We start from the raw sequence: 24,113 nt of genomic DNA, 5'->3' as shown, positions 1-24,113 counted from the left end.
TGGCCTATCATGATCCTAACGCTAATTGACCTCAAATCTCCGAAGTTTAGTTGGCTTGATTCAAGTCCCAATCGTATTCGTATTTCACTTTACCAGAGAAATTTTTGTATTGCGGTGCGTACTTTGCGATGTGGTTGAAGATTTGTTTTTCTCCACCAAAGTCCGTTGCAAACCAATCATAAATAGAAGACAGCTGTGCCGTGTTACCTTGGATAGATACGCCTTTACTGCTGTTAATAAATGTTTTAGCTGCACTATCCAGTAGAGCTTGCGTGTTGTCAGTAGTGAATGCTTGAGACTGCAGATTAGGGCATCCTAAGCTGGCACAGTTAACCGCGTAATGTGTTCTCGGGTCATTCCAAATTGGACGTAAAATGCGATGTTCAATATCGTTTAAACTCAGCTCTTTCCCGTTGACCACGACCACATCGTCTCCCCAAGGGCCAAAGCTAAATAGCCCACCAAGTTTGGTAATCGATTCGACAGGATAATTATCTAGGATTAAGTCTACAGTGATGGCGTTGTAAAGGTTTACCCAGTAGGCGTATTGCTCTGCTTGGTTATATTGTCGAGGGTCGAGTTTTGCCAAACGTTGGATGTATTGTTTCAACTTAGTTTTATCGGCTGAGGTGACTTGGTTGTAACGAAACAAGGTATTCTCACCTTGTTCAACTAAATAAGCATCGAGCAATTGCTGCCAATCTTGATGAGAGACTTGACTTTGATTGGCTTGATTCGATTGTTTCCAATACGGCCATAAGTCGGATTTAGGTGCGGCAAATGTCGAGAAAGAAACGAGCGCACACAAGAGTAATAACAGACGCTTCATAGAGATACCTTTGGGTTAAACCTTATTGATATTGTAGACCTGCATAAGGCGAAGTTTCTTTCTTGAGGCAATGAAAATAAAAGAAAAAAGGCTGGCATAAGCCAACCTTTTATTTGTTTAAATTGCGATTTTAATTAGCTTAAGAAGCTTGGGATATTCGCCTCGTACTCAGCAATCTTATCTTCGTGTTGAAGGGTAAGACCGATATTGTCCAAACCGTTTAGTAAGCAGTGACGACGGAACGAATCGATTTCAAAACCATATTCTTTGCCGTTGGCACGAACCACATTCGCTTCTAGGTCGACCTCGATTTCTGCGCCTTCATTCGCCTCAACAAACTGGAAGATTTCATCCACTTCTTGCTCAGTCAAACGAACTGGCACCATTTGGTTGTTGATCGAGTTACCGTAAAAAATATCGGCAAAGCTTGGTGCGATCATCGCTTTGATGCCGTAATCCGCTAGTGCCCATGGTGCGTGTTCACGAGATGAACCACAACCGAAGTTTTCACGCGCTAGCAAGATAGATGCACCTTGGTAGCGCGGAGCGTTCATCACGAACTCTGGGTTCGGTTGTTCGCCAGCATCATCTAGGAAGCGCCAGTCATGGAATAGGTGCTTACCAAACCCTAGGCGAGAGACCTTTTGTAGGAACTGCTTTGGAATGATGGCATCAGTATCTACGTTCGCTGCATCTAGAGGAACAACTAAGCCTGTATGTTGTTTAAAGCCTGACATTTGTTTGCTCCTTAGTCTAGTTCACGAATATCTACAAAGTGACCAGCAATTGCTGCTGCCGCTGCCATCGCAGGGCTCACTAGGTGGGTGCGGCCATCACGACCTTGGCGGCCTTCAAAGTTACGGTTTGATGTGGATGCACAGCGCTCATGAGGACCCAAACGGTCGTTGTTCATTGCTAGACACATTGAGCAACCTGGTAGGCGCCACTCAAAGCCCGCTTCTTTAAAGATAACGTCCAAGCCTTCTGCTTCCGCTTGCGCTTTTACTTGCTCAGAGCCAGGAACGATTAGCGCTTGAACGTGAGATGCGACTTTGCGACCTTTCGCTACTTCAGCGGCTGCGCGCATGTCTTCGATACGTGAGTTAGTACAAGAACCAACGAAAACTTTATCGACGTTGTAATCAGAAAGTGCTTTGCCTGCCTCTAGGCCCATGTAAGCCAACGCTTTTTCAGCAGAAGCTTTTTCTACTGGATCGGCAAAGCTTTCTGGTGCTGGGATCGGCTGGTCTACTGCGATAACTTGGCCTGGGTTAGTACCCCAAGTGACTTGTGGTTTAATGTCTGCTGCGTTTAGCGTCACAACCGCATCAAACTGAGCGTCATCGTCAGTTTTTAATGTCTTCCAGTATTCTACTGCTGCATCAAAATCGGCACCTTGAGGTGAGAATTTACGGCCTTTGATGTATTCGAACGTGGTTTCATCTGGCGCAATCAAACCGGCTTTCGCACCTAGCTCAATTGCCATGTTACATACGGTCATGCGGCCTTCCATTGAAAGGTCTGTGATCGCTTCACCACAGAATTCAACTACGTAGCCTGTACCGCCTGCAGCTGTCGTTTCACCGATGATCGCTAGCACGATATCTTTCGCTGTGATGCCCGGAGCTACTTTGCCTTTCACTTCGATCTTCATCGTTTTAGCGCGCGCTTGTTTTAGCGTTTGAGTCGCTAATACGTGCTCAACTTCTGATGTACCAATACCAAAAGCTAGAGAGCCGAACGCACCGTGTGTAGCCGTGTGCGAGTCACCACAAACAATGGTCATGCCCGGTAGGGTAATACCAAGCTCTGGGCCCATAACGTGCACAATACCTTGGTATTTGTGGTTAATGTCGTAAAGCGTAACGCCAAACTCTTCACAGTTTTTCGATAGCGTTTCCATTTGGATTCGAGCCATCTCACCGGATGCGTTGATGTCTTTGGTGGTTGTCGAAACGTTATGGTCCATGGTTGCAAAAGTTTTGCTGACCTGACGCACTTTACGACCTTTTTCACGCAAGCCGTCAAATGCTTGCGGAGACGTCACTTCGTGTACCAAATGACGGTCGATGTACAAGATTGGGTTTTCCCCTTCTGCTGCGACGGCAACGTGTGCGTCGTAGACTTTTTCGTATAGTGTTTTGCCCATTGTTTGCTATCTCGTGTATAGCTCCCGACAACGGCTTATCAGGAGCAAATAATTATTATCAATTCGTGCGGTATTAAGAGTTTAAAATGTACTCTGCGATCTTATCGCCCATCTCAGACGTCGAAAGTGCTGGATTATCACCAGCAAGGTCACCCGTTAGCTCACCCGCTGATAGTGCTTTTGAAACGGCCGTTTCGATGTCTTGTGCCGCAGTTTCTTCGCCTAGGCTGTAACGTAGCATCAGTGCCGCAGATAGGATTTGCGCCACTGGGTTAGCAATGTTCTTACCTGCGATATCTGGTGCACTGCCGCCTGCAGGCTCGTACAGACCGAATTTGCTTTCGTTTAGGCTCGCTGAAGGCAACATACCCATAGAGCCAGTGATCATCGCGCACTCATCTGAAATGATGTCGCCGAAGATGTTTGAACATAACATTACGTCGAACTGAGCAGGGTCTTTGATAAGCTGCATAGTCGCGTTATCAATGTACATGTGTGATAGCTCGACATCTGGGTAGTCTTTTGCGATTTCTTCGACCACTTCACGCCATAAGATAGAGCTTTGTAGAACATTTGCTTTGTCGATAGAGCACACTTTCTTGCGACGTAGACGAGCAGACTCAAAAGCGATTTTTGCAATACGTTCGATTTCGTAACGGTGGTACACCTCAGTGTCGAACGCTTTCTCTGTTGGACCTTCACCTTCACGACCTTTTGGTTGGCCGAAGTAGATGCCGCCCGTCAGTTCACGGACAACAACGATGTCAAAGCCGCGACCGGAGATGTCTGCACGTAGTGGTGAGAAAGCTTCAAGACCTGAGTGGATTTGCGCTGGGCGAAGGTTACAAAATAGTTGGAAGTGTTTACGTAGCGGCAGTAGGGCACCGCGTTCAGGCTGGTCATTTGGTGGCAAGTGTTCCCACTTAGGGCCGCCAACTGAACCGAATAGGACTGCATCAGACTCTTCACACGCTTTTACTGTGCTTTCTGGAAGTGGGCAACCGTGATTATCAATCGCAATGCCGCCCACATCATGTTCGTCACGCTCAAACGCAATGCCGTGTTTCTTCTCGATTGCATCTAGCACCTTGTGTGCTTGCGCCATTACTTCTGGGCCGATGCCGTCGCCTGGTAAAACGGCGATTTTGTATGATTTGTCTGTCATGGTAATCCTTTAAGTTTTCTAAATTTTTGAGCTTGTCTAAAACGAATTTGGTTGGAGCCTGAGCTGTGAGGCTCAAGCTCCAATGAATTAATCATTAAACCGTCGCAATTCTCTTTTGCTTCATCTCTTCAATCTTATCGGCACGATGAATGCTGTTGATGACGTGTAATAGCGCTTGGCCTGATGCTTCTACGATATCGGTAGAAACGCCGGTACCATGGTACTTACGGCCTTTGTAGTTAGCGATGATGTCTGCTTGACCAAGACCGTCTTCACCTTCGCCTTTTGCGGTTAGGTCAAACTTGTCTAGGACGATTTCGTAACCTGTCACGCGGTAGATACATTGGTATAGCGCATCAACTGGACCATTACCGACGGCAGCTTCACACATTTCCTCATCGCCACATTGCATTTTGACGCTGGTGGTTGCCATTACGCTGCCAGATTGCACGCTTAGGTAGTTCAACTTGTAGAAGTCGTCTTCTTCGCGCAAGTTCGAGAAGTGCATTAGCGCTTCTAGATCGTAGTCGAACACCTGACCTTTGCGGTCAGCAAGTTTCAAGAAGTCCTCGTACAACGCATCTAGGTTGTACTCTTCTTCTTTGTAGCCCATTGCGTCCATGTGACTCTTAACCGCAGCGCGGCCACTGCGACTGGTTAGGTTCAATGCTTGGTTCTTAAGGCCAATCGACTCAGGCGTCATGATCTCGTAAGTGTTCTTGTTCTTTAACATGCCATCTTGGTGAATACCTGAAGAGTGGCTGAACGCGTTAGCACCAACGATCGCTTTGTTGCTCTGGATTGGCATGTTACATAGCTGACTCACCAACTTGCTGGTGCGATGGATTTCGTCGTGTTTTAGACCGGTATGCACACCCATGAACTCTTGGCGGGTTTTTAGGATCATCGCGATTTCTTCAAGAGAACAGTTACCCGCACGCTCACCAATACCGTTGATGGTGCCTTCTACTTGTCGAGCACCTGCTTGAACCGCTGCGATAGAGTTCGCAACAGACATGCCCAAGTCATCGTGACAGTGAACAGAGATAATCGCTTTGTCGATGTTTGGTACACGGTTGAATAGGGTTTCAATGATGCCACCAAACTCGCTTGGTACGGTGTAGCCAACGGTGTCTGGAATGTTGATGGTGCTTGCGCCAGCATCGATGGCCGCTTCAACCATACGACATAGATTGTCGATTGGCGTGCGACCTGCGTCTTCACAAGAAAACTCAACGTCGTCCGTGTAATTACGTGCGTGTCTTACGGCTTTCACGCCCATTTCTACAACATCGTCGTAGCTACGGCGCAATTTGTCTTGAACATGGACGGTAGAGGTAGAAATGAAAGTGTGGATTCGGAATGCGTCTGCGACTTTTAGCGCTTCAGCGGCAGCATCGATGTCTTTCGCAACGGCACGCGAAAGGGCACAAACTCGGCTGTTTTTAATGTGTTTTGCAATAGTTTGTACGGATTCGAAATCACCAGGAGAAGAAACAGGAAAACCCGCTTCGATAACATCAACGCCTAGCCTTTCCAGCGCATAGGCAATTTGCAGTTTTTCTTTAACCGTCAAGCTTGCTGACAACGCTTGTTCGCCATCACGCAATGTGGTGTCGAATATAATGACCTGATCGTTCATGTTTGCTTCCTTCATGATTTCTGCACTTTTCGTGCAATTTAATCGTTTACTTCCGGTATTTAGATATAAAAAAACCCGCATTTGCATGCGGGTTTCTTAGAAATTGGTGTGGTTATTTTTCTTCCACAGCCTACCCGCGCGAATTGGTCACGATCAGGAGGAGGCTAAGCAGGATAGAAAAACGTGCTGACATAGTTGTTAAGCATTCCACAAAATTAAGTTAACAAATTAGTACCGCACTCAATGGAACACGTCAACCCTAAAGTCGATTTTTTATTCATATCGGATGAGTGGATTTCTGTTAATGGTTTTTAGGAGGACTCAAGCTTCGGTGATCATTCGCAGCGTGAATTGTTTTTATTTTGCTCAGAGGGTGCGACTTTTCAGTCTCATAATAGCTTTAAATGCAGGTGTTTATTGCACTTTGATACTAAATGTAACCGTTTGTTTTACTGCGTTTTAGTTACGTAATATTTCTTAATTGTTTTCGATCGAGTTCTTGTTATTAGTTGGGTGAATGCCTTACGGCTAGCGGAGAGATATTTAAAATGGAGGGCAAATTAATCAAGGATGGTGAGTTATGTTTTATAAATCCCGAGTTGCATTGGCGATCAGTAGTGCTTTGGTTCTTTCTGCCTGTGGCGGTGACGATTCCAATCAGCCAACGGTTACCGACAATGTGTTAACCGTTAAGGTGATAGATGGTTACATTCAAAATGCAAAAGTGTGGTTAGAAAGAAAAGACAGCGTTAACTACATTTTGGAAGACGGAGAGGTAAGTGGTACCACTGATGAAACAGGTGCGGTGTCTCTGGATCTCACTCAAATCGATGACATTAACGACTACCAACTGATCACCTTTGCAGAAGCAGGTGTCGCGATCGACTTAGATCATGGTAAACCCATTGCTGAAGATCTGCTGATGGTCGCTTATCAGGGTAAGGTTGTTACGCCATTAACGACATTGGTTGAAGCTAAAATGCGTATGGGCGTTACCAACGCTAGTGAAGCGGATGCTTATCAGCAGGCAGTAAGCGAGGTTGCACAAGCACTTGGGGTAAGTGAAGCATCGGTAGTGTCTGACTATATTGCATCTCAAACAGAAGAGGCGAAGAAAGTACAAAAAAGTGCGGTCTCTTTAGTTGCTTCTGGCGCTATGCCTGCCTCCGTTCAAGAGCTTGAACAAGCCCAAAATATTATCGCAGATTCTGAGCAAGTGACCCTTTTGGTCGAGAATGCTAGTGATGATCATATCGTGATTAAAGATCCTGAAACGAATGAGCTGATGCTGGTTTCCATTCATGACAGCGATGGGGATCTTATTATTGATGCGCTTGATGCCTTCCCTAATGATGATACTGAATGGTACGACACCGACGGTGATAAAGTTGGGGATAATCAAGACGTTTTCCCTCTCGACCCAAGTGAGAGCAAAGATACGGATAAGGATGCTGTTGGCGATAATGCTGATGCTTTCCCTAACGATCCATCAGAAACGACAGACAGTGATAAAGATGGTGTCGGTGATAACAGCGATGCCTTCCCAAATGATGCCTCAGAGTCTAAAGACAGTGACACGGATGGTGTTGGTGACAATAACGATGCGTTTCCAAATGATCCATTAGAGTCTAAAGACAGCGATAAAGATGGCGTGGGCGACAACAGCGATGCTTTCCCAACTGATGCATCAGAATCTAAAGACAGCGATAAAGACGGTGTCGGCAACAATAGTGATGCTTTCCCAACTGATGCATCAGAATCTAAAGACAGCGATAAAGATGGTGTTGGTGACAATAGCGATGTTTTCCCATCTGATGCGACAGAATCTAAAGACAGCGATAAAGATGGCGTGGGCGACAACAGCGATGCTTTCCCAACTGATGCATCAGAAACGACAGACAGCGATAAGGACAGTGTTGGTGACAACAATGATGCCTTCCCAAGTGATGCCTCAGAATCGAAAGACAGTGACAAAGATGGTGTAGGCGACAATGCTGATGCTTTGCCAAACGACCCGACGGAAACACTCGATACCGATGGGGATGGAATAGGTAACAATGCTGACACAGATGATGATGGTGATGGTTACTTAGATGCTGAAGATAACCAACCACTTGAAGCCCTCAACATACCGAATACGTTAGCGCAATGTGTTGCTTCTTTACCTGAGAATCAGTTCTCTACAGTAGGGATTGATGAAAGGCGAGACAGTAAGCTTTATTCCATTACGCGAGAAATGAACAATGGCGACACCCAACAGTTTTCTCAAACCGAAATCTTACTTGGCCAGCAATCAGGGTTACCTAATGGATTACTGTCGGAGCGAACTTTCCATGTTACCCAAGTGACTCCTGATTTTGGTGGTGCTGTCAGCGAATGGGACCCGATTGCAGAATTAGAGTATACCGACGCGGTAAGCGGTATGTATTACGGCTTCCATGATACCTACTACCGCTGGTGGGGTTTTGTCCCTACGATTCAGCAAGAGCACGACGTGGTACTCAATACTCCACTAGTTGTTGATTACACTCGCATCCATAAATGGAACACCGATGCCGAGTCTCCAACCTTTAATCAAGATGCCACCACTTTGTTCTACAAAGGAAAAGATATTTTAAATGTGGATGGCACTCTAGTTGAAGTGTGTATTTCAGGACATGAGGGCAACTATGCCTTTGCAGACAACGATGGCAGCAGCGAGCCTGCGCCAGTATATATTTCAGAGACAACGACAAACTACACCGCTGGCCAAAATCTTGTGGTGAAAAGTGAACGTTCATACATGGAGTATGCAGACGAGGCAAAAGTGACGCCTGTCTGGGGATGGAGTAACTACGTCAAGCAATTGGAAGGCTTTACCATCAATAATCAAGCTTATGGTAAAGACCCGATACTCTCTAGAGTCCCAGAAGGTGAGTTCGCGACTTTCGATCAATGTTTGGCATCTCTAGAAGAGGGTGAATATGCCGCAGAGGTTGGCGATATCAACATCTACCGAATGCAGCGCTCTCGCTTCAATGAGTTTGATGAGTATGTTGAACAAGAGGCGAATTACGAGTGGCACCTGTTAGTGAATAAAAACTATCAGTGGAATGACATGAATGTTCGTCTGGAGCAACTGTTTGCTACGTTACTCGATAGTTCTGCCTGGTTTAAAGAGCACTATCACACTAGTCAAAACGGAGATTGGCTGGGCGTAGAAGGGTATGAGCCGAATAGTGACGTTGATATTAAATGGGGTTCTCGAACGACTAAGCAACTAGCGTGGAGCGAAAATGCTTATTATCGAATTCCTAATGTCACGTACAGTCAATTCTCCATCCATGATCCTTCCACTCAGTATGGCAGCGATAATGATGACGACAAGCTAGTAGATTGGCGCACTGGTAACGTGATGTACAGCCAAACCTACGCGGGCAAGAAAACGATTAATTACGATGTGGACGGCCAGCAATATCAGGCTGAGGTATGCCAACAGTTTAGCTACAGCACATCGGAATACTTTGATGAATCAGGCACAAAGTTAAACGATATGACTGAGTGGCAACGACAGATCGATAGCTACGATAGCAAGGGTATCGTACAGCGAGAGCGAAGCAATAACACCTGGTCAACAGAAGTGTGGAATCGAACATCCACCAACCATTAATAAGTCTGAATGCGGTTACTTCGGTAGCCGCTTTTTTATAGAACGAGTTGTTTCTTGGGTGAACAAGAAAGCGGAGCACGGTTGAGATGACTTTTTATACCGCACGCTTTGCGAGGTATCACACAAAGGGGTCAATTGGTTGGCATAATTCCATCAGAGCGTTTTATAGTAGAGCGGATGCATTTATAGAGTTTCAAAGTAAATAGGTCAGGGATTAATGGATTTAGCAAAACAATTTGGACGTTCTGCGCTGGCAATCGCTGTGGTTTCTTTATCTGGGTGCCAACTGTTGCAGTTTGGTTCTCAGCCCCATACGGTTTCTTCTGTGATGATGGATGATCATGCTGAAAGCGTTATGGTGATCAATCAACAGATGGATCAGTACCTGAGTGAAGATGGACGAGCATCATTTCTGAATCAGATGCTGGTGGCGTTGGAGTCTGACAACCGTAACAAGTTCAAAGGCAAAGACCCCGATACATATTCTTGGTGGAAGATCCGAGTTCAGCCTAACCAATGGAAAGAGGCGGAAGTCAGTCGCCCAATCGTCGACGGAGTGGACACCTCCAAAACACTAGAGTTTATGGATGTGTCATACCGCTCTAAAGCCACGCTGAATTTACGCTCAAAGCCAAGCTTAGACGGAGAAAAGCTCGGGGAGCTAAATAAGGATGAAGAGTTTAATGCGATTGCAAAAGTTGAGGGTGAACCTTGGCTGTTAGTCGAGCAAAAGGGCATGGTTCGAGGTTATGTTCATAAGGACTATGCGCGCACTAACCAGGTCAATCACGATATTCTTTCTATCAAGCCAAACCCTTTATTATGTGGTGATGAGCCTGCGCCAGTAGAGCCAGCCGAAAGTGAGCTGTTCGGTAACTACACCTGCCGTGATTTGAGTTATGAGCTGACGAAAGACGGCCATATTACCGCAGGCTCACTCAGGGCATGCCGTAAAAAAAGAAAGGTCTGGTATATCGATGTTCCGATGGCAAGCTCGAACCGATCTTAAGTCACCGCCTCCTCTCAATGATCAAGCTCGGTCGACAATGTATTTGTCACCGAGCTTTTTAGTACTGTTTAATCATTGGTTATTTCTCTCTTTCTCCTAAGCCATCACGTGTCATTAATTGTCCAAATTCTCGTCATGTAGCTGTCACTTTCTGCGCCTACTTTTCATACAAGGGCGTTGTCAAAGTATAGGGAAGTCACATGCGAGCTTTAGAGACAATTTCACAGCCAATGGCAAGCATCGCTAAATTTGATTTGGCGTTTTCTAGTGTGTGCTTACAGCACCGCTTTAACCAACAAGTCGCAAATATCAGTAAAGGCGTTTCCCACAGTGGGGATGGGCACCTTTACTTGGTGTTAGGTTTACTGGCTTGGTTCCTTGATAAGCAGCATGGGCAATGGTTTTTACTCGCAGGGCTTACCGCGTTTGCGTTTGAACTGCCGATCTATTGGATGCTTAAGAACAGTTTCAAGCGTCGTCGTCCTGAAGAATTGAGTGCACTTTTACCTGCATTTATCACGCCGTCTGATCGCTATAGCTTACCCTCTGGTCACACCGCTGCCGGTTTTGTTATGGCGACCATCATCAATCACTTTTACCCAGAGCTTGGAACTTTCGCCTTTGTATGGGCGAGCTTAATTGGCACGTCACGAATTTTGCTCGGCGTGCATTTCTTTACGGACATCATTATTGGCGCCTTGTTGGGCAGCCTTTGTGGTTCTTTAGCAATTGCTATAGTAGGAGGCTAGTGGATGAAAATCCTTTACGGTGTTCAAGGTACGGGGAATGGTCACATCGCTCGGGCAAGAGCCATGAGTGAAGCATTCAAAGAGCACGATGTGCAGGTCGATTTTCTTTTTTCAGGACGTGAGCCAGAAAAGTACTTTTCCATGGAAGCATTTGGGGACTATCAGACACGTCGTGGATTCACTTTTGTGACGGAAAAAGGATCGGTGAACTACACCAAAACCGCTTTGAACAATAATCTCATTCAGTTTTTCAAAGAAGTGAAGCAGCTTGATCTTTCTTCTTATGATTTAATTATCAATGACTTTGAACCCGTTTCGGCTTGGGCGGCTCGCAAGCAAAACAAGCCATGTATTGGTATCAGTCATCAAAATGCTTTTCGCTATCCGGTTCCATTGAAAGGAGCGAGTTGGTTTGATAAATCGGTGATTGAACACTTTGCTCCTTCGCGACATCACCTAGGCTTGCATTGGTACCACTTTGATCAGCCGATCCTTCCTCCTATTGTTCATACACTTGACCACGCCTCAGGCAGTGAAGATTTTGTTCTGGTGTACCTGCCGTTTGAGTCAATTGAAGACATCAGTGATTTGCTGTTTCATCTTAATCAACAATCTTTCGTCTGTTACCACCCAAACGTGATTGAGTGTGAGCGTATCGAAAACATTGAATTGCGTCCGTTGTGTCACACCAATTTCCAATATCATTTGCAGCGTTGTAGTGGCGTGATTGCCAACGGTGGGTTTGAGCTTCCTTCAGAGGCTCTGTCGCTTGGTAAGAAGTTACTGCTTAAACCACTTGCGGGACAATTTGAGCAACAGAGTAATGTCGCCACGTTAGAAGATCTTGGTTTGGCGACTTCTATGGATAATCTGGACATTTCTATCGTACGTCAGTGGCTGAAGGAGCAACATGCCGAAAGCGTAAAGTATCCCGATGTAGCCAAAGCCATCGCAAGTTGGGTATTACAAGGTGCATGGGACGCGCCGGAGAAGCTATCTGAACAACTTTGGGAACAAGTCGATTTTCCAAGTTACGTAGCCAATATTTAACTCTCACCCCATATTTCTCTTGCAGTCATTCATGACCTGATTGGCTGCATTTTTATGCCCTCAAAATCATTTCTATTCACTGCGATTTTGCTGCCTCTTTAACTGATTTGTGTGTTTTGTGAACGGAACTATTGATGCTGGTTTTTGAAGTGAAATGAAAACAATAATTTCCGCAAATGGATTGTATAACCCCTGTAGATTGTCATTAACGTGCTAAATAGGTTGTCAGAAATCTCTGATTTAGTTGTTTTATACTTTTTTATGTTTTTCTTAACGTCATGATAAGTATGGATTAAATACCTAATTGGCTAAAATTTAATGATTAAATATCAATCTAGTTGCGAAACCTTGATTGATTAGTTGATAGTACAGTTCAAGCCGGAAACATCCGGACGATAAATATAATACAAATTCGGTTTTCTATTCCTTCAAAAATGATTTGAATCCAGCCACGGTCGTTTGTGCGCAAAGGGATTCTATTCGTTAAGAATTCATTGAACCAAGTTGACGATTACATAAGAGGCGCACTCCATGTTAGATAAAAAAGACGCGATGAGCGCAATTGCTAGCTACCGTATGGAAAGCACATTGCGTGGTGTAGATTTAAACCTATTGACTGTATTTGATGCTGTGATGCAAGAGCAAAATATCACTCGTGCAGCACACAACCTAGGCATGTCTCAACCAGCGGTAAGTAACGCGGTTGCTCGCCTAAAAGTAATGTTTAATGATGAGCTATTCATGCGTCAGGGTCGTGGTATTCAACCAACTCAACGCGCTCGTCAACTGTTTGGCCCAATCCGCCAAGCACTACAGCTTATTCGCAACGAACTACCAAGCTCAGTATTCCAACCTGAGTCTTCAACTCGTCTATTTAAGCTAGCGATTTGTAGCCCATGTGACATGCGTTTTGCACCTCGCATCATGGCTAACGTCAATGAGCAAGCGCCAAGCGTACAGCTTCACCTAGATGCGGAATTTGATCGTCTTCTTTCTGAGCGCATGCGCTACCAAGAAATCGACTTCGTAATCGACTACGCTCGTTTCGATGACCAAGGCTTCTCAAGCACTGAAATCTTCAAAGATGAGCTAGTTGTGATTGCATCTAAGACACACCCTCGCATCCAAGGTGGTGTATCTGCAGAGCAACTGATCAACGAGAAACACGCGAAACTATCACGTGTACATGGTCAACGTAGCTTCTCTGAGCAAGCTTACCGTGAGCTTGATTGCCAAGCGGCATACGAAGGTTCAAGCCTAAGCAACCTACTATACGTAGTAAGCCAGTCTGAGCTTGTGACTATCGCACCACGTTGGATGGCTGAAAACGCAGTAAACAGCGATCAGCTACAAATCCTAGATTTCCCATTTGAAAACAAAGAAATCAGCGGCTACCTAAGCTGGCACGAATCAAGTGAGAAAGACAAAGGCCACATCTGGCTACGTGATCAACTAATGATCACTTGTGGTGAAGTTGTAGCGCTTAAATAAGCCTAACTTTTAGCCTGACTAACTGGTCAGACTGGATTTGTAATCATCAATTTTTACAATTCCTTGGCCCCGAGAGATTGCCGTCTCTCGGGGTCTTTTTATATCCGCTAAATAACAGCTGAAACAGCGACTTAAGTTGATTAAACCTTCATCAGTTAAACATGAGCTATGCTCTCATTAGTGATAGTGCTCTCTTAATAATGATAAGTTTGATAATGGTCAGTTGCGTTTTTAAGCGTCGAGGTTACACTTGTGCGCTCAAATAGCTTACGCCTGTAAGCCAAAAGGTAATGTAAAGAATGGCCAAGTTAGATTTTCATATCGTTAAACGTATTCGTGAACAAATTGCGAAGGGTGGTACTCGTGTTGCGCTCAAACATAAAGTAGGCGACGCATGGCAAGGTATTACTTGGGAGCAATTTGGTCAGCAAGTGGATGCTTTGTCGCTTGCACTTTTGGCTCAAGGATTGGGCGTTCAAGATAAGATCGGTATTTTCTCAAACAACATGCCGCAGTGGACTATCGCTGACTTTGCAGCGTTGCAGTTACGTGGTGTAACCGTTCCGATCTACCCAACCAATACAGCAGCGCAGTCTGCTTACATCATCGATAACGCAGACGTAAAAGTGCTGTTTGTCGGTGAGCAACCTCAATTTGACGCAGCCGTTAGCATTTTTGACGAATGCCAGCAGCTAGAACTGATCGTTGCGATGTCGGATGACATTGAACTCGGCGAACACGCGTTTGTAATGACGTGGGATGATTTCATTGCCAAAGGTGATGATAGTCAGCAGCTTGAGTTAACTTCTCGTTTAGAGCAGGCGCAAGAAGAAGACCTTCTCACGTTGATTTATACCTCTGGTACAACGGGTCAGCCAAAAGGCGTGATGTTGGATTACGCGAACATTTCGGCTCAGCTTGAAGGCCACGATGAGCGATTAAGTTTGACTGAAGATGACGTGTCTTTGTGCTTCCTTCCGCTATCACATGTATTTGAGCGTGCTTGGACGTTCTACGTGCTCTACAAAGGCGCGACGAACTGCTATCTACAAGACACCATGCAAGTGCGTGATGCCCTGAGTGAAGTACGCCCTACAGTCATGAGTGCGGTACCTCGCTTCTACGAAAAAATCTTCTCAGCAATTCATGAGAAAGTATCACGAGCACCTGTTCACCGTAAGATCATGTTCACTTGGGCCGTTAACATGGGCGCCAAGATGGCGGCTTGTCATCAAGAAGGTCGTAAACCATCGTTGATGCTGCGTAAGTCATACGCTCTGGCGGATAAACTGGTTCTAAGCAAGCTACGTGCATTGCTGGGTGGCCGCATTAACTTCATGCCATGTGGTGGTGCGAAGTTGGATGAGACCATTGGTCGTTTCTTCCATGCGATTGGCATCAACGTGAAGCTTGGTTATGGCATGACGGAGACCACGGCAACGGTTTCTTGTTGGGATGACCAGTGTTTTGACCCAAGCTCTATCGGTATGGCGATGCCAGGTGCACAAGTTAAGATCGGCGAAAACAACGAGATCTTGGTGCGTGGCCCAATGGTGATGCGTGGCTACTACAAAATGCCAGAAGAAACCGAGAAGACATTCGACGAGCACGGCTTCTTGAAGACGGGCGATGCAGGTTACATTGATGAAAATGGCAACCTGTTCATTACTGACCGTATTAAAGAGCTGATGAAGACCTCAAACGGTAAGTACATTGCTCCTCAAGTTGTCGAAGGTGCGATCGGTAAGGACCACTTCATCGAGCAAATTGCGGTTATTGCCGATACACGTAAGTTTGTATCAGCGCTTATTGTTCCGTGTTATGACTCGCTAGAAGAGTACGCGAAAGAGCTGAACATCAAGTATCACGATCGTGTGGAGTTGATCAAACACCACCAAATCGTTGAGATGCTTGAAAAGCGCGTAAATGACCTGCAAAAAGAACTGGCTAAGTTTGAACAAGTTAAGAAATTCAAACTGTTACCAAAAGCGTTCTCGATGGATGATGGTGAGTTGACCCCAACGCAAAAACTTCGTCGTAAAGTCATTAATGACAAATACCAAGATGAAATCGAAGAAATGTACAACGAAAAGTCAGATAAAAAGTAACTTAAGCTGACTTAGATTTCAGATTGATGAAATTATCCCCAGTTGCCTAATATTGTGCTGCTGGGGATTTTTTATGACTGTCTTTCACACTTATTTCCCCTTGATAAAGAGAAATAATCACTCGAAGTGGCTATTTTGAGTGAAATTATTCACTTTATTTTCTTCTTCTTTCTTTTATTGATTCCAAATTGAACGCGCTTGATAGCGTCAAACCCTACCTTTGTTCTGATTTACAGCATCTTGTTTAAAATTTGATTCAAATCTCATTAGACCCGTTGATAATAAAACGTTACATTTGTTGTGTTACCTTGCGTTTTGTTATGACAGACGCAAGACATAGCTGAAAAAGTGGAAGTATTTCGATTAGGCTACGAATAAGACCTAGACTATGTAAAACCAGACCAAACCGTTGGCCTTACGGTGAGGAACACTGGTAAGGAGAGCAATTATGACAGCAATGTTGTCAGGCGCAGAGATGGTTGTGCAATCTCTGATCGAAGAGAGCGTAGAACAAATCTTTGGTTACCCAGGCGGTTCCGTTTTAGATATCTACGATGCCCTGCACGCCAAAACAGACCAAATCAAACACGTATTAGTAAGACACGAGCAAGCTGCTACGCATATGGCAGATGGTTATGCTCGAGCAACGGGTAAGCCGGGGGTGGTACTAGTATGTTCGGGTCCAGGTGCAACCAACACCATCACAGGTATTGCTACGGCGTACATGGACTCAATCCCAATGATCGTTATCTCTGGTAACGTACCAAACAATCTCATCGGTAATGATGCATTCCAAGAGTGTGACATCGTGGGTGTATCTCGCCCAGTGGTGAAACACAGCTTCTTAGTTAAGAAAGCGGAAGACATTCCAGAGACGATCAAAAAAGCGTTTTACATCTCGACGACTGGCCGACCAGGTCCGGTTGTGATTGATTTGCCAAAGGATATCCTTAATCCGCAAATCAAGCTCCCTTACGAGTATCCGGAAAGCATCTCAATGCGTTCCTACAAGCCAACCACGTCTGGCCACAAAGGCCAAATCAAGAAAGCACTTAAAGCCTTGCTTGAGGCGAAGAAGCCTGTTTTGTACATCGGTGGCGGTGCCGTTATTTCTGGTGCCCATGAACATATTCAAGCGCTATCAGACGAATTGAATCTACCCGTTGTGAGTACTTTGATGGGCTTGGGGGCATTCCCGGGCACACACAAAAACTCTCTGGGTATGCTCGGGATGCACGGCACATATGAAGCCAATATGGCAATGCATGAAGCTGACCTTATCTTCGGTATTGGTGTTCGTTTTGATGATCGTACAACCAACAACCTTGAGAAGTATTGCCCTAACGCGAAAGTTATGCACATCGATATCGATCCATCTTCAATCTCTAAAAACGTGAAAGTGGATCTGCCTATTGTAGGTTCAGCCGATAAAGTGCTAGCGACTATGGTTGGCTTGCTGAATGAGCAGGGCAGCAACAATGACCAAGAAGCAATTGGTCAATGGTGGGACGACATTCAAGTTTGGCGTGAACGTAACTGTCTTGCATACGAAACGTCGCCTGAACGTATTAAGCCTCAACAGGTTATTGAGACACTGCATAAACTGACTAATGGTGATGCTTATGTGGCGTCGGATGTAGGCCAGCATCAAATGTTCGCTGCGCTTTACTACCCATTTAATAAGCCACGCCGTTGGATTAACTCTGGTGGTCTAGGCACGATGGGCTTCGGTCTGCCTGCTGGTATGGGCGTGAAGTTCGCAATGCCAGAAGAAGAAGTAGTAGTTGTAACTGGTGACGGCAGTATTCAGATGAACATCCAAGAACTGTCGACAGCAATGCAATACGACATTCCAGTGAAGATCATCAACTTGAACAACCGATTCTTAGGCATGGTAAAACAGTGGCAAGACATTATTTACCAAGGCCGTCACTCTAACTCATACATGAGTTCTGTTCCTGATTTTGCAGCGATTGCAGAAGCTTATGGTCACGTCGGTATTCGTATTGAAACGCCGGATCAGCTTGAAGCGGGTCTACAAAAAGCGTTAGACATGAAAGATCGTCTGGTGTTTGTTGACATCAACGTAGACGAAACCGAACACGTATACCCAATGCAGATCAAAGGCGAGGGTATGGACAAGATGTGGCTAAGCAAAACGGAGCGTACTTAATATGAGACACATTATTTCTTTGTTAATGGAAAACCAACCTGGTGCCTTGTCTCGCGTTGTTGGTCTGTTTTCTCAGCGTGGTTACAACATCGAGTCTCTGAACGTTTCACCAACCGATGATGAGACGCTATCGCGCTTAAACATCACAACGAACTCGGATGAAATGCAGCTTGAGCAGATCCAAAAGCAACTGCACAAACTGATTGATGTACTGAAAGTGCAAGAGGTGACAGAGTTTGATCACATCGAACGTGAGTTGATGATGGTGAAGGTTAAAGCGAGCGGTTTTGCGCGTGCAGAAGTAAAGCGCACGGCGGATATCTTCCGTGGTCAGATCGTTGATGTCACGGCTGCTCAGTATACGGTTCAACTTGCAGGTACGAGTGAAAAGCTGGATGCGTTTATCCAAGCAATCTCTGAAGTCACCGAAGTGGTCGAAGTAGCCCGAAGTGGTGTAGTGGGTGTTGCACGAGGAGAGCGTTGCCTCAAACCGTAATTACACTGAATACATTTAAGAAAAGCCATCGTTCATCGATGGCTTTTTGTTTAGAAAATAACAATTAATGATATAATTGCTGCTTTCGTAAACAAATTGGGTAGTAGGACGCGTGAAAGTAAGGAAGTTGGTCAGCGCTTTGCTGGCAACCACGCTATTTTTTAGCGCGCTCATCTCTACCTACTACTACCAGAAATACCAGACTCTGTTAGCAGCTAATGTAGAAAATACGGCGAAAGAAGCCCTTCATCAACTGGCTTACTCTGAGCGTGAATACAACAACGTTCAAGACCAAATCTCTTCCATCAGTGACCTGCTCGGCCATAGCCAAAGCCTTTACGACTACCTGCGCCACCCAAATCCAAAGAATCTCGCCATTTTAGAAGAGGTGTGGAGTTCTGTTGCGGTTAACCAGAAATGGTATCGACAGATTCGCTTCCTTAACGTCAATGGGCAAGAGAATGTCAGAATCAACTACGACTTCAAAACTGGCACTGCAGCTGCAGCTCGTACTCTGCAAGACAAATCAGAGCGCGAGTATTTCCAGTATGCTCAGAATTTAAAAAATGACCAAATCGGTTCTTGGGGAATTGAACTCGAGCAAGAGAACGGCAATCTCGTTTATCCGTACAGCCCTTCTGTTCGCATTATGATGCCAGTGGCGATGGATGATATTCGTGAAGGTTATTTGATCCTCAATATCGACGTAAAATACCTTTCTTCTCGTTTGAATTATTCCCCAGTCAGAGATTTCAACATCGAGCTGATAAACCAATCGGGTTATTACGCAGCAAGCTCTCACAGCGACAAGCTTTACGGCGATATTATCCCTGATCGCGCTCGATTTAACTTTGGTTTGCTCCATCCTGATGTCTGGCAAAACGTAGGCTCACAGAAGATGGGCTATAAGTATGATGGTAAACACCTGATTGCTTTCAACACGATTGAATTTGTGCCTGGCGAGCCTCTTCACTTACTCATTGACCTCTCTCAAGAGCAATTGTTGGAGCGAGCTGACCGAGATATCGATGACTTAGTCCAAGAAGCCTTCTTTGTGCTGAGCTTAATGTTGGTGTTTGCTCTGCCTATTACTTCGCTGGCACTGCATTATCGTCGTCATAGTATTGAATCTAAGCTCGCTCGTGCTGCATTGGATGGCATGACGGCGGTGATGATTTCGGATACGTCACATCGAATCATGATGGTGAACCAAGAGTTTGAAAACATGATGGGCTATACCTCTTCGCGATTGCGTGGTTGGAATGCACATAACCTAATCTTCATTCCTGAAGACATTGAAGAGATTCTAGCGATTTGGAATAAGCTTGGTATTGAGCAAGTGTGGGAAGGAGAAGTGCGTTGTCGCACTAAGCTCAACCACGTATTTACCGCTATCATGCGCATTCAGGCTATCATGGCGAAGTCTGGCAAAGTTAGCTACTACATTACTTCGCTGGTGGATATTTCTGAGCGTAAAGAGCTAGAAGAGAAACTGCGAAACTTGAGTGAGAAAGACGGCTTAACCAGCTTATGGAATCGTCGTAAGTTTGAAGAGCAGCTCGCGCAATATGCCAATATGGTTGAACGTTATCCGGATACGCCAACGACTTGTCTTGCACTGTTTGATATCGACCATTTCAAACGCATTAATGATGAAATGGGTCATGATGAGGGTGATAAAGTGATTTGCGGCGTGGCAAACACGTTGTCGAATGGGGTAAGAAATACCGACTTTGTTGCTCGTGTCGGCGGAGAAGAATTTGCCGTGATCATGCCACACACGACGACGCAAGAAGCGGAAGTAGTATTGAATCGACTTCGAGTTGCCGTAGAGTTAAACAGTGAAAAAGCAGTGACAGTGAGTGTGGGTTACAGTGATCTCACTGGAGACCGAACACGCAGCTATAAGTGTGCGGATATCGCCCTGTACGAATCAAAGAGTGCAGGGCGCAACCGAGTGTCGATTTGTCACAGTTTCGATGACATTGCTTAGAGATTGTTGCGATAAGCAGATAGGCTGAAGCTTTTCTACAAAACAAAAAATCGGGATAACCCCGATTTTTTTCTATTCGCTGTTGAATCGAATTAAGCGGTTTCTAGCTCTAACGCTGTTTCGATGCGTTGCATTGAGCTCAACAAGTGCTTATCAAGTAAGTCCATTGCTTCTTCGCTGTTCTTGGCAAGAACAAGCTTCATGATCATCTCGTGTTCATCAATGTTGAACAAGGCGTCTTTTTCTGAGTTTAACGTTTGCATTGCAAAGTAACGGTAACGCTTGATCTGGGTAATCAGGTCACTAAAGAACTCAAACATGTTCTTTGAATCCGCGCCTTCAAGCAGAGAAACATGGAACTGGTGATGACGCTCTTCCCACTCTTGCCAGCAGAAAGTTTCATCAAAGTTCAGACGAGATAGCTTGTGGTAAGAGGTCAGTACATCCAACTCCCAGCTTTCATCACCCGCCAAGATTGCTTTCTTAAGCAATACAGAAGAAACCACACGAAGACTTTCGTATAGGTCGTTCAATTCTTTTTTGCACACGGGTGCAACCCAACAGCCTTTTTGTGGCTCAAGTTTTACATACTTGCTCCAAGACAGTTGCACAAGGGCTTCGCGGATAGGTGATGCACCAACGTTGTATTTCTCTTTCAGGTCAGCAACCACAAGCTTTTGGCCTGGTTTGAGTTCACCAGTCAGGATGTCCTGACAGATCATTTTTGCAACTTTATCGGTTAGGGTAGGACTAGACACAAGCAACCTCATGAAATTTTATTATCGTGACGACAACTAAACAGTACGTAGTTCGGTTGTGGTTGATAATACAGCGTACTGATTATGAGGGCAAGATAAAATATATAAAAAAAGAGGGCCGAAGCCCTCTTTTTTATTTAACTGATGATTGAATACGTCAGTCTTATAGAACGTGTACAGAAGCAGTGTTCGTTGTACCTGAAGCTACTAGAGCACCAGAAACCATAACAACGATGTCGCCTTTGTTACCTAGACCAGATTCTAGAGCAAGTTCTTTACCTGCTACGTAGAACGCGTCTGTGTTCGAGATAGAGTCAACAACTACTGGAGTAACACCTTTAGTTAGAACTAGCTGTGCAGCAGTCTTAGTGTTAGTAGTTAGTGCTAGGATGTTTGCAGTTGGGAAGTACTTACGTACTGAACGCGCAGACTTACCACCTTCAGTTGCAACAACGATAAGTGGAGCAGCTAGTTTCTCAGCTGTGTCTACTGCGCCTTTACATACTGCTTCAGTGATGCGTAGACGTGGGCTGTCTAGACGAGAACCTAGCTCAGCTTTTAGAGCTGAATCAGTACGGTTCGCGATTTGAGCCATGATAGTTACTGCTTCAACTGGGTACTTACCTTTAGCAGTTTCACCAGAAAGCATTACTGCGTCAGTACCGTCCATTACAGCGTTAGCAACGTCGCCAGCTTCTGCACGAGTAGGACGTGGGTTGTTGATCATAGAATCAAGCATTTGAGTTGCAGTGATAACCATCTTACGAGCGCGGTTACACTTCTCGATCATCATTTTCTGAGCGAAGATTACTTCTTCAGCTGGGATTTCAACACCTAGGTCACCACGAGCAACCATGATGCCGTCAGAAAGTTCTAGGATCTCGTCGAAGTTATCAACACCTTCTTGGTTTTCGATCTTAGAGATGATGTGGATGTTCTCGCCGCCGTTTGCAGCAAGTACTTCACGGATTTCTTGAACGTCAGAAGCTTTACGGATGAAAGAAGCAGCTACGAAGTCAACGCCTTGCTCACAACCGAATTTAAGGTCGTTCTTATCTTTTTCAGATAGTGCAGGTAGGTTTACAGAAACGCCAGGAAGGTTAACACCTTTGTTTTCGCCTAGAGCACCGTTGTTAAGAACTTTACACTTAACTTCAGTTTCAGAAGTTGCAAGAACTTCCATTTCGATTAGACCGTCGTCTACTAGGATAGTGTTACCAACGTTTAGGTCGTTAGCAAAACCAGCGTAAGTTACTGCAACTTTGTCTTTGTTACCTACAACTGAGATGTCAGTTGTGAAAGTGAATTCTTGACCAGCTACTAGATCAACGTCGTTGCCGTCTTCTAGTTTGATAGTGCGGATTTCTGGACCTTTAGTGTCTAGAAGGATTGCAAGTTGTTTGCCTGTAGCTTCCATTACTTGGCGGAAGTTCGCGATACGAGTGCCGTGCTCTGCGTAGTCACCGTGAGAGAAGTTAAGACGCATAACGTTCATGCCAGCGTTTACTAGTTCAGTTAGCTTCTCTACAGATTCAGTTTTAGGGCCAATCGTACATACGATTTTGGTCTTTTTCATGGAAGATACTCTCCGGTAAGTATAGTTACAATTTGAAAGTCGGTTGTTTACTCTGAAGTTAGGGCGCTTTGATGACATTTAGTGCCTGCCACCCACCGATTTTCCGCCGCATTATTGGAACTTCAGATTCTGAAAGTCTTTCACCAAGTTTAGTCATTTTATGACTAAAAGATCGGCGATTATGGTTACCTTTTTGTGACTAATCCCACTTTATATGCAGAAAGTTGCAAAAAAATAACCGTCAATTCTGTAATTTTTTTTCTTTTCGGTGGCGAATTCTACCACCGAATGAATCCAATATCACTGTTTAAGAATTGTCTTAGGACAAGGTTTTATCGAGAAATATTAATTTTTTGGATCGAAATAAATGGACTTAAAAGTTTCGTTTTGACTATAATAAATTTCAAACCGAAACTTAAAATCAAAATTTAAATGTCGAAACGAAACACTCAACTAAGAAGACACGCCATTTCTAACCTAGTAAATGAGCTTGGGGAAGTTAGCGTAGATGAGCTAGCGCAGAAATTTGAAACCTCAGAGGTCACGATTAGAAAGGATTTAGCTTCTTTAGAGAAAAACGGACAACTTTTGCGCCGTTACGGTGGTGCAATTGCGATTCCAACGGAAGTTATCCACGAAGAAATGAGTCCGAATGTTTCGAGTCGAAAGTTAAGTCTGGCAAAAGCAGCAGCATCACTGATCCGAGAACATAACCGAATTGTGATCGACAGTGGCAGTACAACGGCTGCGCTGATTCAGCAATTAAATGACAAACGAGGCTTGGTTGTTATGACCAACTCGTTGCATGTCGCCAATGCACTTAACGAATTAGAGAGCGAACCAACCCTGTTAATGACAGGCGGAACTTGGGATACGCACTCAGAATCCTTCCAAGGCAAAGTAGCCGAATCTGTATTAAGAGCTTACGACTTTGACCAGCTGTTTATTGGTGCTGATGGCATCGATTTAGAACGCGGTACCACCACGTTTAACGAATTAGTTGGCTTAAGCAAGGTCATGGCAGAAGTGTCTCGTGAAGTCATCGTCATGATTGAGTCAGAAAAAGTAGGACGCAAGATCCCGAATTTAGAACTCGCTTGGGACCAAATTAATGTGTTGGTTACTGATGCAGAGTTACAGCCAGAACACAAAATACAGATTGAACAACATGGCGTTAAAGTCATTTGCGCCTAATCTAATAATGTAAACAGTTTCATATTTCACTTCCCTCTGGATAAAGGCCTTTGCTTGCTGCCTCTATTTGAAATCATGGTCA

General features: G+C 44.9%; 17 protein-coding genes. 10 read left to right on the top strand and 7 right to left on the bottom strand.

Going from position 1 to position 24,113, the window contains the following annotated elements:
• Positions 1–46: 46 nt before the first annotated feature.
• From ATB78_RS03295 to leuA, 5 genes are all read right to left on the bottom strand, one after another.
• Entirely contained in the window at positions 47–829 is a 783-nt protein-coding gene (locus ATB78_RS03295) for a DUF547 domain-containing protein (RefSeq protein ID WP_061007802.1), read from the bottom strand.
• A gap of 134 nt (positions 830–963) precedes the next feature.
• A complete protein-coding gene (leuD, locus tag ATB78_RS03290) occupies positions 964–1,566 on the bottom strand; it encodes a 3-isopropylmalate dehydratase small subunit (protein ID WP_061007801.1) in 603 nt (200 codons plus the stop codon).
• Positions 1,567–1,577: 11 nt separating this feature from the next.
• Positions 1,578–2,978 carry a 3-isopropylmalate dehydratase large subunit gene (gene leuC, locus ATB78_RS03285; protein WP_038893917.1) on the bottom strand — a complete coding sequence of 467 codons (1,401 nt, stop codon included), beginning with the start codon at positions 2,976–2,978 and terminating at the stop codon, positions 1,578–1,580.
• Between the two features lie 73 nt (positions 2,979–3,051).
• The gene (gene leuB, locus ATB78_RS03280; protein ID WP_005430431.1) at positions 3,052–4,143 is read right to left on the bottom strand and encodes a 3-isopropylmalate dehydrogenase; all 1,092 of its coding nucleotides are present in this window, start codon (positions 4,141–4,143) and stop codon (positions 3,052–3,054) included.
• Between the two features lie 94 nt (positions 4,144–4,237).
• Positions 4,238–5,785, bottom strand: a complete 1,548-nt coding sequence (gene leuA / locus ATB78_RS03275; RefSeq protein WP_005437391.1) for a 2-isopropylmalate synthase — start codon at positions 5,783–5,785, stop codon at positions 4,238–4,240.
• 580 nt (positions 5,786–6,365) lie between these two features.
• On the opposite strand from leuA, the gene ATB78_RS03270 reads away from it, so the two are divergent.
• From ATB78_RS03270 to ATB78_RS03230, 9 genes are all read left to right on the top strand, one after another.
• The gene (locus ATB78_RS03270) at positions 6,366–9,434 is read left to right on the top strand and encodes a thrombospondin type 3 repeat-containing protein (RefSeq protein WP_061007800.1); all 3,069 of its coding nucleotides are present in this window, start codon (positions 6,366–6,368) and stop codon (positions 9,432–9,434) included.
• Positions 9,435–9,651: 217 nt separating this feature from the next.
• On the top strand, positions 9,652–10,443 hold the full coding sequence (locus ATB78_RS03265) for an SH3 domain-containing protein (protein ID WP_061007799.1): 792 nt from the start codon (positions 9,652–9,654) through the stop codon (positions 10,441–10,443).
• A gap of 200 nt (positions 10,444–10,643) precedes the next feature.
• Entirely contained in the window at positions 10,644–11,192 is a 549-nt protein-coding gene (locus ATB78_RS29275; RefSeq protein ID WP_009707787.1) for a phosphatase PAP2 family protein, read from the top strand.
• Between the two features lie 3 nt (positions 11,193–11,195).
• The gene (locus ATB78_RS03255) at positions 11,196–12,242 is read left to right on the top strand and encodes an MJ1255/VC2487 family glycosyltransferase (RefSeq protein WP_061007798.1); all 1,047 of its coding nucleotides are present in this window, start codon (positions 11,196–11,198) and stop codon (positions 12,240–12,242) included.
• A gap of 531 nt (positions 12,243–12,773) precedes the next feature.
• Positions 12,774–13,733: a LysR family transcriptional regulator CalR gene (gene calR / locus ATB78_RS03250; protein WP_005437396.1), complete on the top strand. Its 960-nt coding sequence runs from the start codon at positions 12,774–12,776 to the stop codon at positions 13,731–13,733.
• A 299-nt stretch (positions 13,734–14,032) separates the two neighbouring features.
• On the top strand, positions 14,033–15,841 hold the full coding sequence (locus ATB78_RS03245) for a long-chain fatty acid--CoA ligase (RefSeq protein WP_061007797.1): 1,809 nt from the start codon (positions 14,033–14,035) through the stop codon (positions 15,839–15,841).
• 448 nt (positions 15,842–16,289) lie between these two features.
• A complete protein-coding gene (locus ATB78_RS03240) occupies positions 16,290–18,014 on the top strand; it encodes an acetolactate synthase 3 large subunit (protein WP_005437398.1) in 1,725 nt (574 codons plus the stop codon).
• A gap of 1 nt (position 18,015) precedes the next feature.
• Entirely contained in the window at positions 18,016–18,510 is a 495-nt protein-coding gene (ilvN, locus tag ATB78_RS03235) for an acetolactate synthase small subunit (protein WP_009707783.1), read from the top strand.
• A 112-nt stretch (positions 18,511–18,622) separates the two neighbouring features.
• Positions 18,623–20,503, top strand: coding sequence for a diguanylate cyclase (locus ATB78_RS03230; protein WP_061007796.1), 1,881 nt, complete (start codon positions 18,623–18,625; stop codon positions 20,501–20,503).
• 92 nt (positions 20,504–20,595) lie between these two features.
• Here ATB78_RS03230 and ATB78_RS03225 read toward each other — a convergent pair whose 3' ends face one another.
• Positions 20,596–21,273: a GntR family transcriptional regulator gene (locus ATB78_RS03225; protein WP_081096552.1), complete on the bottom strand. Its 678-nt coding sequence runs from the start codon at positions 21,271–21,273 to the stop codon at positions 20,596–20,598.
• 151 nt (positions 21,274–21,424) lie between these two features.
• On the bottom strand, positions 21,425–22,837 hold the full coding sequence (pykF, locus tag ATB78_RS03220; protein WP_033005533.1) for a pyruvate kinase PykF: 1,413 nt from the start codon (positions 22,835–22,837) through the stop codon (positions 21,425–21,427).
• 432 nt (positions 22,838–23,269) lie between these two features.
• Here pykF and ATB78_RS03215 point away from each other — a divergent pair, with 432 nt between their 5' ends.
• A complete protein-coding gene (locus tag ATB78_RS03215; RefSeq protein WP_005437403.1) occupies positions 23,270–24,031 on the top strand; it encodes a DeoR family transcriptional regulator in 762 nt (253 codons plus the stop codon).
• The last annotated feature ends 82 nt before the right edge of the window (positions 24,032–24,113 follow it).

This window comes from Vibrio sp. CUB2 (assembly GCF_001557945.1).
GTDB lineage: Bacteria > Pseudomonadota > Gammaproteobacteria > Enterobacterales > Vibrionaceae > Vibrio > Vibrio owensii.
The sequence above is the reverse complement of the archived record's forward strand: the minus strand, read 5'-3'. Positions and strand labels throughout refer to the sequence as shown.